The sequence below is a fragment of the Paracoccus acridae genome (assembly GCF_014642735.1).
GTDB lineage: Bacteria > Pseudomonadota > Alphaproteobacteria > Rhodobacterales > Rhodobacteraceae > Paracoccus > Paracoccus acridae.
Map to the genome: position 1 here is coordinate 505652 of NZ_BMIV01000001.1, position 13432 is coordinate 519083.

Annotated in this window: 11 protein-coding genes; 5 read left to right on the top strand and 6 right to left on the bottom strand. The window is 65.9% G+C overall.

Annotated elements, in window-relative coordinates:
* Positions 1-61 precede the first annotated feature (61 nt).
* From purQ to IEX25_RS02610, 3 genes are all read left to right on the top strand, one after another.
* The gene (purQ, locus tag IEX25_RS02600; protein ID WP_188713896.1) at positions 62-730 is read left to right on the top strand and encodes a phosphoribosylformylglycinamidine synthase subunit PurQ; all 669 of its coding nucleotides are present in this window, start codon (positions 62-64) and stop codon (positions 728-730) included.
* Between the two features lie 141 nt (positions 731-871).
* The gene (locus tag IEX25_RS02605) at positions 872-2587 is read left to right on the top strand and encodes a sensor histidine kinase (protein ID WP_229665010.1); all 1716 of its coding nucleotides are present in this window, start codon (positions 872-874) and stop codon (positions 2585-2587) included.
* A gap of 21 nt (positions 2588-2608) precedes the next feature.
* The gene (locus tag IEX25_RS02610; protein ID WP_103172231.1) at positions 2609-3934 is read left to right on the top strand and encodes a sigma-54-dependent transcriptional regulator; all 1326 of its coding nucleotides are present in this window, start codon (positions 2609-2611) and stop codon (positions 3932-3934) included.
* Positions 3935-4062: 128 nt separating this feature from the next.
* On the opposite strand, the gene IEX25_RS02615 is transcribed toward IEX25_RS02610, so the two are convergent.
* Positions 4063-4314, bottom strand: coding sequence for a hypothetical protein (locus IEX25_RS02615; protein WP_188713898.1), 252 nt, complete (start codon positions 4312-4314; stop codon positions 4063-4065).
* A 233-nt stretch (positions 4315-4547) separates the two neighbouring features.
* On the opposite strand from IEX25_RS02615, the gene metZ reads away from it, so the two are divergent.
* Both metZ and folE2 read left to right on the top strand, forming a co-directional pair.
* On the top strand, positions 4548-5735 hold the full coding sequence (metZ, locus tag IEX25_RS02620; RefSeq protein ID WP_188713899.1) for an O-succinylhomoserine sulfhydrylase: 1188 nt from the start codon (positions 4548-4550) through the stop codon (positions 5733-5735).
* Positions 5736-5837: 102 nt separating this feature from the next.
* Entirely contained in the window at positions 5838-6800 is a 963-nt protein-coding gene (gene folE2, locus IEX25_RS02625) for a GTP cyclohydrolase FolE2 (protein WP_188713900.1), read from the top strand.
* Here the strand turns inward: folE2 and IEX25_RS02630 are convergent.
* The 5 genes from IEX25_RS02630 to IEX25_RS02650 are packed head-to-tail and all read right to left on the bottom strand — an operon-like array spanning position 6797 to position 13367.
* A complete protein-coding gene (locus IEX25_RS02630) occupies positions 6797-9124 on the bottom strand; it encodes an aldehyde dehydrogenase family protein (protein ID WP_188713901.1) in 2328 nt (775 codons plus the stop codon). The genes folE2 and IEX25_RS02630 overlap by 4 nt on opposite strands.
* Before the next feature lie 7 nt (positions 9125-9131).
* Complete coding sequence (gene deoC / locus IEX25_RS02635) at positions 9132-10073, bottom strand: deoxyribose-phosphate aldolase (RefSeq protein ID WP_188713902.1); 942 nt, start codon at positions 10071-10073, stop codon at positions 9132-9134.
* Complete coding sequence (locus IEX25_RS02640) at positions 10070-10636, bottom strand: DUF1523 family protein (protein WP_188713903.1); 567 nt, start codon at positions 10634-10636, stop codon at positions 10070-10072. Before IEX25_RS02640 ends, deoC begins: the two co-directional genes overlap by 4 nt.
* A 13-nt stretch (positions 10637-10649) precedes the next feature.
* Entirely contained in the window at positions 10650-10931 is a 282-nt protein-coding gene (locus IEX25_RS02645; protein WP_188713904.1) for a hypothetical protein, read from the bottom strand.
* A gap of 60 nt (positions 10932-10991) precedes the next feature.
* Complete coding sequence (locus IEX25_RS02650) at positions 10992-13367, bottom strand: ATP-dependent helicase (protein WP_188714001.1); 2376 nt, start codon at positions 13365-13367, stop codon at positions 10992-10994.
* Positions 13368-13432: the final 65 nt, after the last annotated feature.

Genomic DNA, 13432 nt, shown 5'->3' on the forward strand with positions numbered 1-13432 from the left:
CCCCCTTTCTTCGGCGGCCAAGCTGCGATAAGGCACGGGCGATCCCAGCAGGAGCTGTCCCATGAAAGCCGCCGTCATCACCTTTCCCGGATCGAACTGCGACCGCGACCTTGCGGTGGCCCTGCAAAACGCCGGGGCGCAGGTGGCGCGGGTCTGGCACAAGGACCAGACCCTGCCCGAAGGCACCGACCTTGTGGCCGTTCCCGGCGGCTTTTCCTTTGGCGATTATCTACGCTGCGGGGCGATCGCGGCCCATTCGCCCATTGCCGGGGCCCTGCGGCGCCATGCGGAACGGGGCGGCTATGTGCTTGGGATCTGCAACGGCTTCCAGGTCCTGACCGAACTGGGGCTGCTGCCGGGCGCGTTGATGCGCAATACCGGGTTGACCTTCCTGTGCAAGCCCGCCGTCCTGAACGTCGTCACCGCCGACAGCGATTTCACCGCAGGCTATGCCAAGGGCCAACAAATCACCGTTCCGGTCGCCCATCATGACGGGAATTACCAGGCCACGGCGGAGGACCTGGCGCAGCTTCGGGACCAGGATCGCATCGCCTTTACCTATGGGCCGGCGATCAACGGGTCCGTGGGCGACATCGCGGGCGTGCTGTCCGCAAACCGCCGCATCCTGGGCATGATGCCGCATCCCGAACGCGCGGCCGATCCGGCGCTTGGCGGCACCGATGGCGCGGCATTGTTCCGCAGTCTTGTGGCCGGAGTTGTCAACGCCTGACTTGAGCATGGCGGCTTCTGCGCCTAGAGTGCGGCAGTTCTGCAACATGGCCGGATTTCATAGGTGATCGAAGACAGGGACAGCATCAGCGCGTCAGAGCGTTCCCGGCCCCGGCTGTCCCAATTCGGCAACCCGTGGTGGCTGCGCGCTGCGGTGGCGTTGATCTTTGCCCTGGCGATCCTGTCCGTCTGGACGACGAATGCCTGGCTGACCACGCGCTTTTCGGAAAACACCCGTGTCCGGTCGGAACTGCGGCTTGCGCTTTATACCGGCAACCTGCTGTCCGAATTGCAGCGAACGGCGGTGGTGCCGCTGCTGCTGGCGCGCGATCCGGCGCTGATCGGGTCGCTGAACAGCAACGATTTCTCGACCACCTCGGCCCGGCTGATCGCGGCGCAAAAGGAAATCGGCGCGGCCTCGATCCGGCTTCTGGATGCCTCGGGGCGCACGGTGGGGGCCACGGACCGGTTCCAGTTGGGCGCGAACAACGTCCTATCGCCGTTCTATGTCGAGGCGCTGCGGTCGCGCGAAACGGTCTTCACCGTCGCCAACCAGGGCAGCGGCGGGTATGAATTCACCTATTCCCGCGCGGTGGTGTCCGATGGCAAGACACTGGGCGTGATCGTCGTCGGCGCCGACCTGTCGCGGCTGGAACGGTCCTGGGCGGGGATTTCGGACGCCGTGGCCGTCACCGACAGCGAAGGCAACATCATCCTGGCGACGGAACCCCGATGGCGCGGCCTGACCATGCCCGAGGCCCTGGCCGTGCGCGACGCGCCATCCGCCATCCAGCGGGCGTTCCAGGTCACGGCCGACTGGACCGCCATGCCGATCGACGCCTATGTCCAGGGCCGCGCCGTCATGCAGTCCGAAGCGCGCATCCCCTTCCGGGGCTGGCGGATGATCAGCTTCACCACCTATGCCTCGGTGCGCGAACAGGTGAACGCGGTCCTGGCGCTGGAAATTATGGGATTCGCGATCCTGCTGGCCGGGACCTTCTATGTCCTGTCGCGCCGCGCCCGCAGCCAGTCCGTCGCCTATATGCGCGAATCGGCTGACCTGCGCGCGTTGAACCTGCGCCTGACCCGAGAGATTGCCGAGCGCGAACGGATGCAAAAGGAACTGCGCGTCGCCGAACAGACCGTGCAGCAAAGTTCCAAGCTGGCGGCCCTGGGCGAGATGTCGGCAGGCGTCAGCCACGAGTTGAACCAGCCGCTGGCCGCGATGAAGACCTATCTGGCCGGCGCTCGTCTTCTGCTGCAACGCGGCCGGGCCGAGGAGGCGCTGTCCTCCTTTCAGCGGATCGACGACCTGATCGAGCGCATGGGCGCCATTACCCGTCAGCTGAAATCCTATGCCCGAAAGGGCGGCGAGGCGGTCGAGCCGGTGGATCTGCGCGCCGCCGTCAGCAGCGCCCTGACCATGATGGAGCCGCAGCTTCGCGGGCGGGCCATCCGCGTGACCCGCAACCTGCCGCGCGGTCCCGTGATGGTGATGGCCGACCGCATCCGGCTGGAACAGGTCATCATCAACCTGCTGCGCAATGCCGTCGATGCCGTCCGCGACAGGCGCGATGCCCGGATCGAGATCACGGTGGAAACGGGCACCAATGCCCATGTGCTGGTGCGCGACAACGGGCCGGGCATATCGGATCTGGAAAAGCTGTTCGAGCCGTTCTGGACCACGAAGAAACCGGGCGAGGGGACAGGGCTGGGGCTGGCCATATCCTCGTCCATCATGGCCGATTTCGGCGGTCGCCTGACCGCGCATAACGCAGACCAGGGCGGCGCCGTCTTCGCGGTCGAGATGCCTTTGCACAAGCCGGGGCAGCCCGCGCAGACGCTGGCCGCCGAGTGAATGTTCGAGAGAGGAAGACCTATGTCCCGCAAATTGAAGATTGCGATCGTTGATGATGAACCGGACATGCGGGAATCGATCAGCCAGTGGCTGGTGCTGTCCGGGTTCGAAACGGAAACCTATCCCAGTGCCGAAGACGCGCTGAAGGTCATCGGGTCCGACTGGCCCGGCATCGTGGTGTCGGACATCCGGATGCCCGGCATGGACGGGATCGCCTTCCTGAAGCGCCTGATGGGGCTGGATTCGGGGCTGCCCGTGATCCTGATCACCGGGCATGGCGACGTGCCGATGGCGGTCGAGGCGATGCGGATCGGTGCCATGGACTTCATGGAAAAGCCCTTCAATCCCGACAAGATGACGGCGCTTGCCAAGAAGGCCACGCAGATGCGGCGCATGACGCTGGACAACCGCGCGCTCCGTCGCGACCTGTCGGAAGGCCAGCAGGTGATGTCCAAGCTGATCGGCACCAGCCCGGTGATGGAACGCCTGCGCGAGGATATCCTGGATCTGGGCCAGGCAGACGGCCATGTGCTGATCGACGGCGAAACCGGCACCGGCAAGACGTTGGTGGCCCATGCCCTGCACGCCGTCGGCCCGCGCGCGTCCCGGAAATTCGTGCCCGTGTCCTGCGCCGCCTATAACGACGAGGCGCTGTCGGCCCGGCTGTTCGGCCCGGTCGAGGACGGCATTCCCGCCGTCGAGGAGGCCCGCGGCGGCACCCTTTGCTTGGAAGACATCGAGGCGTTGTCCGAACCCCTCCAAGCCCGCCTGCTGGCCTTCATCAGCGACCAGGGAACGCCCGCCGAAACGCGCATCATCGCCATCTCGAACGCGCGGGGCGAAGGCCGCCGGGCCGAGGATTCGCTGCGGCCCGACCTGTTCTATCGCCTGTCGGCGCTGAAGATCACCCTGCCGCCGCTGCGCGCGCGGGGCGAGGATATCCTGTCGCTGTTCACCCGCATGACCGAGCAGTTCTCCGAGGAATATGGCTGCGAGCCGCCGCAGGTCAGCGCCCAGGAGGCCGCCCAGCTTTTGCAGGCCCCCTGGCCCGGCAATATCCGCCAGTTGATCAACGTGGCCGAACGCGCCGTGCTGCAGAACCGGCGGGGATCGGGTTCCATCGCCTCGCTTCTGATGGCGGACGGGGAAGACAACCAGCAGGCCACCACGACCGAGGGCAAGCCGCTCAAGGAATATGTCGAAAGCTTCGAGAAGATGCTGATCGACAACACCATGCGCCGCCACAAGGGCAGCATCTCGGGCGTGATGGAGGAATTGTGCCTGCCGCGCCGCACCCTGAACGAGAAGATGGCCAAATACGGCCTGCAGCGGGGCGATTATCTTTGAATATAACAGGGGGCGGATTTCTCCGCCCCCATTGTGTCGTATCGGGCCTTCACAAAAAACGATACCAAAAACTTAGCCCAAAATTGGACCGATCCGCAGGGGTTCGGTCAGACGGCAAGTTCCTTCACCTATACACCGCCGCATTCACCCAGAAGATCCAATGCGGGATCGTCGGGGGATACGCCGTCAAACACCACTTCTGACTTGCCGTTCTTCTTCAAAGCCGAACCTTGAAAAAAGGTGCGGTCGGAAAGGCTTGCACCGCCATTCTTGCGCGGCAGGACATCAGGATATTCGTTGGCATATTCCAATGTCATGATCGCAAACCGGCTGTTCAGGCCGTCCCTTTCTTGCGCAGACTTTCTTGACTGCTGGCTCAACTTACTTTCGCGTCACCCATGGCTCAACCTGTCCATTTGGGCAATTAACATGCGCGTGTTCATAGCGGCATGTTTTGGTTAAGAAATTGCAATCCTTGAAGATATTCATCGACAAGGGACGGGTGTCCCTGCCGCTGGCGCATTCCCGGCGATCCGTGTGGGACATGGCTTGGCCCTTGCGCCATGATCGCTGGGGCGCTAACCCCGCCGGGGTCAGCAGAAGGCATTCCGACATGAGCGATAGTTCCGCAAAGGGGCTTCACCCGCGCACCCAGGCCGTCCATCATGGCATCCGCCGCAGCCAGTATGGGGAAATGGCCGAGGCGATCTTCCTGACCCAGGGCTTTGTTTATGACAGCGCCGAACAGGCCGAGGCCCGCTTCAAGGGCACCGGCCCGGACGAATTCATCTATGCCCGCTATGGCAACCCCACCAGCCGGATGTTCGAGGATCGCATCGCCGCCCTGGAAGGGACCGAGGACGCCTTTGCCACGGCCAGCGGCATGGCGGCGGTCAATGGCGCGCTGTTTTCCATGTGCAAGCCCGGCGATCACATCGTGGCGGCCCGCGCGCTGTTCGGATCCTGCCTTTATGTGCTGGACCTGCTGGCGAAATTCGGGGTCGAGGTCACCTATGTGGACGGCACCGACCTGGACCAGTGGCGCGCGGCGCTGCGCCCCGGCACCAGGGCCGCCTTCTTCGAGACCATGTCGAACCCCACGCTCGAGGTGATCGACATCAAGGCCGTCGCCGATCTGGCACACGCGGTTGGCGCGCTTGTGGTGGCCGACAACGTCTTCGCCACCCCGGTCTTTTCCCGCGCGGCCGATCTGGGCGCCGATGTCGTCGTCTATTCCGCGACCAAGCATATCGACGGCGGGGGGCGGGCGCTTGCGGGCGTCATCTGCGGCACCCGCCAGTTCGTGCGCGAGGTTGCCGAGCCCTACCTGAAACATACCGGCGGCGCGATCAGCCCCTTTCACAGCTGGATCATGCTGAACGGGCTGACCACCATGGATCTGCGCGTGCGCGCCCAGGCCGACAGCGCCCTGGCAATTGCCCAGGCGCTGCAGGGCAATCCGGCGCTGTCGCGCGTGATCTATCCGGGGCTGGCCGACCATCCCCAGCACAACTTGGCGATGCGGCAGATGGGATCGGGCGGCACCATGATCGCCTTCGAGGTGGCGGGCGGCAAGGATGCGGCCTTCGCCGCGCTGAACCGGCTGGGGATCATCAGCATTTCCAACAACCTGGGCGATGCGAAATCCATCGTGACGCATCCCGCGACGACCACCCATCAGCGCCTGTCCGACGATGACCGCGCCTATCTGGGGATCACGCCGGGACTTCTGCGGCTGTCCGTCGGGCTGGAACATGCCCCCGACCTGATCGACGACCTGCACCAGGCGCTTGCCCCCTGAACCGGCCGGGTCGCGCGCTTTGCCCGTCCTGCCGGATTTAAGCTTTGGAATCCGGCCCGAAATCCCCATATTAGGCCGCGATCTTCGTTGAAGGATGTCCGCATGACCGAAGCACGCCCGATGATCCCCGCCTATCCGGCCCTGGCGCGCAGCTATGATGCGGGCTTCAGGGTGGATGATACCTACAAGGCCGGACTGCCGGACCTTCAGAACGGCCCGGCCAGCCTGATCGTGGGCGCGCGCGCGCCGATCCAGCATGTCGGGATTTCCAACTTTCGCCTGCCGATCCGCTATCAGACCCGCGACGGGGGCGAACTGGCGCTGGAAACCAGCGTGACCGGCACCGTCAGCCTGGAGGCCGACCGCAAGGGCATCAACATGTCCCGGATCATGCGGTCCTTTTACGCCCATTCCGAACATGCCTTCAGCCTGAAGGTGCTGGAAGCCGCGCTTGACGATTATCAGGCCGACCTGGATGCCTATGACGCCCGCATCCAGATGAAGTTTTCCTATCCGATCCGGGTGGATTCGCTGCGGTCGGGGCTGTCCGGCTGGCAGTATTACGACATCGCGATGGAGATCCTGGATTTCCACGGCCAGCGGCTGCGGATCATGCATTTCGACTATGTCTATTCCTCGACCTGCCCTTGTTCGCTGGAACTGTCCGAACATGCGCGCGAAACCCGGTCGCGGCTGGCGACGCCCCATTCGCAGCGGTCCATCGCCCGGATCTCGGCGGTGATGGTAGGGCCAGAGAAGATCTGGTTCGAGGACATGGTGGAACTCTGCCGCCGCGCCGTGCCCACGGAAACACAGGTGATGGTCAAGCGCGAGGACGAGCAGGCCTTCGCCGAACTCAATGCCTCGAACCCGATCTTCGTCGAGGATGCGGTGCGCGCCTTTGCCCAGCAACTGCTGGCCGATCCGCGCTTCGGCGATTTCCGGGTGGTTGCCAGCCATCAGGAATCGCTGCATTCCCATGACGCGGTCAGCCTGATGGTCAACGGGCCGACCTTCGCCCAGGCATCCCTGGATCCGATGACCTTCGCGGGCCTGCGCGCCTAATAGGCCGCAGACCCGGTGCCTTCGGGCAGGGCGCCATAGGGCAGCCAGATCGTCTTGGCCTGCGTGGCATGGCGCAGGAAAACCTCTCCCTGGGCCTGCGGGCCGCACCAGTCGCGATGGGCGGGCGCCCAGACGGGCTTGAGGTTGCCGCCCGCGGCCTTTTCCACCGCCGCCAGATCGCCACCCACCATCCACATCGCCGCGACCTCGTCATGCGCGGCCAGCACGCGGGCGAGGTCGTCGCGGGGGCCGGTGACGATATTGACCACGCCCCCCGGCAGGTCGGACGTGTCGAAGACCTGGTACAGGTCCGTCACGGCCAGCGGATCGTCCTGCGCGGCGATGGCGACGACGCGGTTGCCCATGGCGATGGCGGGCATGACCAGCGACATGAACGCGGCCAAGGGCTGAGCATTGGGGCAGGCGATGCCCATCACGCCAAAGGGTTCGTTGACCACGTTCAGCAGGTGGCCGGGCTTGGCTTGCACATTGGCGCCGTCGAACTTGTCTGCCCAGGCGGCATAATGGAAGGCGCGGGCGATGGCGGCATCGACCTCGGCCCGGCCGGTGCGGGCGGCGAATTCGTCGGCGCGGGCCGACAGGTTCTCGGCGATGTAATACAGCACCTGCGCGCGGGCATGGCCGCCCATGGCGGCCCATTTCCCGGCCTTGGCGGCGGCTTCGACCGCGTTGCGGATGTCCTTGCGGCTGCCCAGGGGCGCAAGGCCGCCCGGCACGGCATAGCTTGCGCCGCCGTCCGGCCGCTTCTGCGCGCCGCCGATATACAGCTTGGCCGTGCGGTCCAGATCTGTGGCATGACCCGTCCCGGTGGTCGCCGCGACCGGGGCTGCGGGGGCCGGTTCAACCGCCCCCTCGACCGCCGGTTCGGCCAGATAGTCCAGCATCCCCACGCGCCCGCCTTCGCGGCCGAAGCCGCTTTCGCGATAGCCGCCAAAGGGGGCCGCCGCGTCGAACAGGTTGGCGCAGTTGATCCAGACCACGCCCGCCTTCACCCTGGCGGCGATATCCGCCGCCACCGCCGCGCTTTCCGACCAGATCGAGGCCGCAAGGCCATAGCGCGTGTTATTCGCCAATTCGACCGCCTCATCCGCCGTGCGGAAGGTCGAAAGCGTGGCGATGGGGCCGAAGATCTCCTGCTCGAAGCCCGGATTGGCAGGGGTAATGTTGCGCAGATAGCCCGGCGCGATGAAGCAGCCCTCCTGCGCGGCGCCGCCGACCAGTTCCGCCCCCACATCGGTGGCCGCCTTGCAGATCGACAGGATACGGTTCTTCTGGATGGGATCGACGATGGCGCCGACATCGGTGGACTTGTCCAGCGGCGATCCAACCCGCAGCCGCGCCATCCGGGCAGAGAGCAGGGACTCGAACCGCGTCGCCACTGCCTCGGCCACCAGGATGCGCGATCCGGCGCAGCAGACCTGGCCGCCGTTGAACCAGATCGAATCCACGACGCCTTCCACCGCCGCATCCAGGTCGGCGTCGGGCATGACCACGAAGGGCGACTTGCCGCCCAGTTCCAGCGTCAGCCGCTTGCCCGTCCCGGCAAGCTGGCCCGCAATCGCGCAGCCCACCTGGGTCGAGCCGGTGAAGGCGATCTTGTCCACCTCGGCTGCGACAAGGGCCGCGCCGGTGTCGCCGTCGCCCGTGACGATGTTGACGACGCCCGCAGGCAGGCCGATCTCCTGGCAGATCTCGGCAAAGGCAAGCGCGGTCAGGGGCGTGTATTCGGCAGGCTTCAGCACCACCGTATTGCCCGCCGCAAGGGCAGGGGCGATCTTCCAGGCCAGCATCAGCAGCGGAAAGTTCCAGGGGATGATCTGGCCGCAGACGCCGATCGGCTGATGCCCCGGAAAGGCGCTGTCGCGCAGTTCCGCCCAACCGGCATGGTGGTAGAAATGCCGCGCGACCAGCGGCACGTCGATGTCGCGCGACTCGCGGATCGGCTTGCCGTTGTCCAGCGTCTCCAGCACCGACAGGAAGCGTTCGCGTTTCTGCACATGGCGGGCAAGGGCATAAAGGTAACGCGCCCGCTGCGACCCCGTCAGCGTCGCCCAGCCGGGCTGCGCCTGCCGCGCCGCCGCCACCGCCGCCGCCACGTCACCGACGGTCCCCTGCGACACCTGCGCCAGAACCTCACCCGTCGCGGGATCGCGGCTGTCGAACAACTGGCCCCGTTCGGTAAAGCTGCCGCCGATGAAATGGCCGAATGCGCCGCGCCGCGCCAGCCAGTCGCGCACGGCGGCGCTGTCCTCGACCGAGGGGCCGTATTCCATCGTTTTCATCAATTCGCTCACGCTGGTCATGCGTCCCTCAGGCAATCGCTTGGCGGTAACCGGCGGCATAGCGGCCCGTCACATGGTGGCTGATCTGGCGTTCGATATCGCCCAGAAGGCTGGAGGCGCCGATGCGGAACAGGTCGGGGCGCAGCCAGTCGCGGCCCAGTTCCTCGGCCATCAGCACCTGCCAGTTCAGCGCGTCCTTGGCGGTCCGCAGGCCCCCCGCGGGCTTGAAGCCCACGACATGGCCGGTCTGGTCGCGATAATCGCGGATCGCCCGGCACATCACCAGCGACACGGGCAGGGTGGCGTTCACGCCTTCCTTGCCGGTCGAGGTCTTGATCCAGTCCGCCCCCGCCTGCATTGCCACATGGCTGGCACGGGCGACATTCTCCAGCGATTTCAGATCGCCCGTAGCCAGGATCGCCTTCATCCTGGCATCGCCGCAGGCCTCTCGCATGGCGCGGAGTTCGTCGTAAAGCGCCGCCCATTCGCCGCGCAGCACATGGGCGCGGGTGATGACGATGTCGATCTCGTCCGCGCCGTGTTCGACGGCGTAAAGGATCTCGGCCAGCCGCAGGTTCAGGGGCATCAGTCCGGCAGGAAAGCCGGTGGCGACGCTGGCGACCGGGATGCCGGAATTGCCAAGGGCACGCTTGGCGGGCGCGACCATGGTGGGATAGACGCAGACCGCGCCGGTGGTCAGGCCGGTGGCGCCCATCGCCTCCAGCAGTTCGGACGCGATGGGCTGGCGCGCCTTTGCGCAAAGCCGCGCCACGCGGTCGGGCGTGTCGTCGCCCGCCAGCGTCGTCAGGTCGATGCAGCGCACGGCGTTCAGCAGCCAGGCCGCCTGATGGTCCTTCTTCAGACTGCGCCGGGCGGGTAGGCTGGCCGCGCGGCGTTCGACCGCCGGGGTATTGATGCGGATATCGGCGAACCAGTCGGTCCGCAGATCGGTGCCGGGATTGCGGGTCATGGCTTTCTCCGCCAGCCGCCGAATCCGCGTTCCTGGAACTGCGCCCACATGCGCCAGATCAGCGCCAGCAGCAGCAACAACACGATGCAGACGATGGAGGCTGCCCAGTTGCGCGGGCGTTCGTCCGGCCCGGCCAGCGTGTCGATGCTGACCGCGTTGGGATAGGTGGACAGCCACGCCATCCGCCAGCCATAGGCGGTCACGCTGACCCATTGCGGGTTTTCGCGCGTGGATTGCAGGTTCGTCGCCTCGGCCTGCAGGTTGGCGCTGTCGTATTTGAAATAGGGCGGCCAGATCCAGCCGGTATCCTCGTTGCGGTAAACGAAGACCTTGCCATTGGGGCGCACGGTTTCGATGAAGCGCACGTCGCGCTGGCCTTGCGCGTTCTCCACCGTGCCTGTGTTGTCGGACGCATAGAAGATCGCGTTCGAGGCCGTGACCGAGGTCAGGCGGTTATAGGTATTGGTGATCCGCACCGTGTTCTTGGACGGCAGCGCATAGTCCAGGAACAGGAACACCGCGATGCCGAACAGCACGCCGACCGCGACCTTGAGATAATGCATGGATGGCGCGCCCTTACTGCCAGTTGACCCAATAGATGATGCCCATGACCGCCAGGTTGGGCAGAACGAAGACCAGAAGCAACAGCCGCGATTTCAGCGTCCTGTCGAAGCCGATCATGGACCTGCGGACGAACGCGCGCCGCGCGGGGGTGTTCCCCGGCATGGAGGGGTGGCGTTCGTCCCAGATCTCCTCCAGCCGTTCGGTCCGCAGTGACCGGAGATAGACCCGCAGCAGCAGATAGAACACCGTTTCGGCGATCAGCAGGAACAGGATCAGGCGGATGAAGGCGGCCAAGGGCGGTTCCGGGATGGTTTCGCCCGAAGGCTAGCATCGCAGGGGGCAGGGGACCAGCGGTCAGAACGGAACGTCATCCCCGCCCGCCGGCTGGACATAGGCGGCCTTGATGTTCTTGAAGCCCGCCGCGAATTGCACGGTCAGCGTATCCTCGGCGATGCCCATCACCGTGCCCTCGCCGAACTTGGCATGGGTCACGCGGTCGCCCACGGTGAACTTCGACGCAGGCTCGGCGTCGATGATGATGGGCGCGCGGTGGACCGGCGCCTTGCGTTCGGATGCGCGGGCCTGCATCCGCTTCCATCCGGGCGAGTTGTAGACATCGGCCTTGGCCGCGCGTTCGTGCAGTGCATTGACCGGACCGCCGGCCGCAAAGGCCATCGCCGCGCCATAGCCGCCGCCGTAAAGGCCGGGGGGCGTCAGGACCTCGACATGTTCGGGCGGCAGTTCATCGACGAAGCGCGAGGGCATGGAGCTTTGCCATTGCCCGTAAAGGCGCCGGTTGCCCGCGAAGCTGATCGTCGCCAGCCGTTCCGCGCGGGTGATGCCGACATAGGCCAGGCGCCGTTCTTCCTCGAGCCCCTTGGTGCCGTTTTCATCCATCGCCCGCTGGCTGGGGAACAACCCGTCCTCCCATCCCGGCAGGAAGACGATGGGGAATTCCAGGCCCTTGGCGGCGTGCAGGGTCATGATGCTGACCTGTTCGGCTGCCTCGCCCTCGTCCCGGTCCATCACCAGGGCCACGTGTTCCAGGAAGCCTTGCAGGTTGTCGAACTCCTCCAGTGCCTTGATCAGTTCCTTGAGGTTGTCCAGACGCCCCGGCGCGTCGGGCGACTTGTCGTTCTGCCACATGGCGGTATAGCCGGATTCGTCCAGGATCCGCTCGGCCAGTTCGACATGGTTCACCCGGTCGTCCAGGGCATCGGCGTGCCAGCGGCCCAGGGCCTCGGTGAACTGGCGCATGCTTGCCGCAGCCTTGCCGGACAGGTCGCCCGCCGTCAGCGCCGCGACCGTTCCGTCCAGCAGCGACAGCCCGCGTGCCCGTGCCATGTGCTGGATGGCTTGCAGGCCCTTTTCGCCAAGGCCGCGCTTGGGCGTGTTGGCGATGCGTTCGAAGGCCAGGTCGTCGGCGGGGCTGACCACCAGCCGGAAATAGGCCATCGCGTCGCGGATTTCCGCGCGCTCATAGAAGCGCGGGCCGCCGATCACGCGATAGGGCAGGCCGATGGACATGAAGCGGTCCTCGAAGGCGCGCATCTGGTGGGATGCGCGGACAAGGATGGCGATGTCGTTCAGGCTGGTGCGGCCGACGCTGGCGCGGTGGCCGCCGTGAAAGGCCTCGATCTCCTCGCCGATCCAGCGGGCCTCGGCCTCGCTGTCCCAATGGCCGATCAGGCGCACGGGTTCGCCGCCCTCGGCCTCGGTCCACAGGGTCTTGCCCAGGCGGCCCTGGTTGGCGGCGATCAGGCCGGATGCGGCGGCCAGGATCTGCGGGGTCGAGCGATAGTTCTGTTCCAGCCGGATCACCTGCGCGCCGGGGAAATCCTTCTCGAAGCGGAGGATGTTGCCGACCTCGGCCCCGCGCCAGCCATAGATCGACTGGTCGTCGTCTCCCACGCAGCAGATGTTGCGATGCGCCTGGGCCAGCAGCCGCAGCCACATGTACTGCGCCACGTTGGTGTCCTGGTATTCGTCCACCAGGATATAGCGGAAGCGGTCCTGCCAGGACCGCAGCACGTCGGGATGCGCCTGGAACAGCGTCACGCAATGCATCAGAAGGTCGCCGAAATCGACCGCGTTCAGCGCCAGCAGGCGGTTCTGATAGGCCTGGTACAGCTTGCCGCCCCAGCCGTCGAAACCCGTGCCCTCGCCCCTGGGCAGGTTGGCGGGGGTCAGGCAGCGGTTTTTCCAGCCGTCGATCAGATGGGCCAACTGGCGGGCAGGCCAGCGTTTCTCGTCCAGGTTCTCGGCCTGGATCAACTGCTTGAGCAGCCGGATCTGGTCGTCGGTATCCAGTATGGTGAAGGAAGGCTTCAGGTGCAGTTCGCCATTGCCGATCAGTTCGGCATGGCGGCGCAGGATCTTGACGCTGATGGAATGGAAGGTGCCCAGCCAAGGCATCCCCTCGACCGTCTCGCCCAGCAGGCGGGCGATGCGGTTCTTCATTTCCCGCGCGGCCTTGTTGGTGAAGGTCACGGCCAGAATCTGGCCCGGCCGCGCCTTGCCCAGCATCAGCAGATGCGCGATCCGCGTGGTCAGCGCGCGGGTCTTGCCGGTGCCCGCGCCCGCCAGCATCAGCACCGGCCCGTCCAGCGTTTCCACGGCGGCGCGCTGTGCGGCGTTCAGCCCGTCCAGATAGGGGGCAGGGCGCGCGGCCATCGCGCGTTGCGACAGCGGCACGCCGCCCATGTCGTCGGAATCGTCCAAAAGCTCCATCCCGCCAACATAGGCGGGTCGGCGGGACATGGAAAGCCCATGTTCCGCCTTCGTTCGCATTCGCG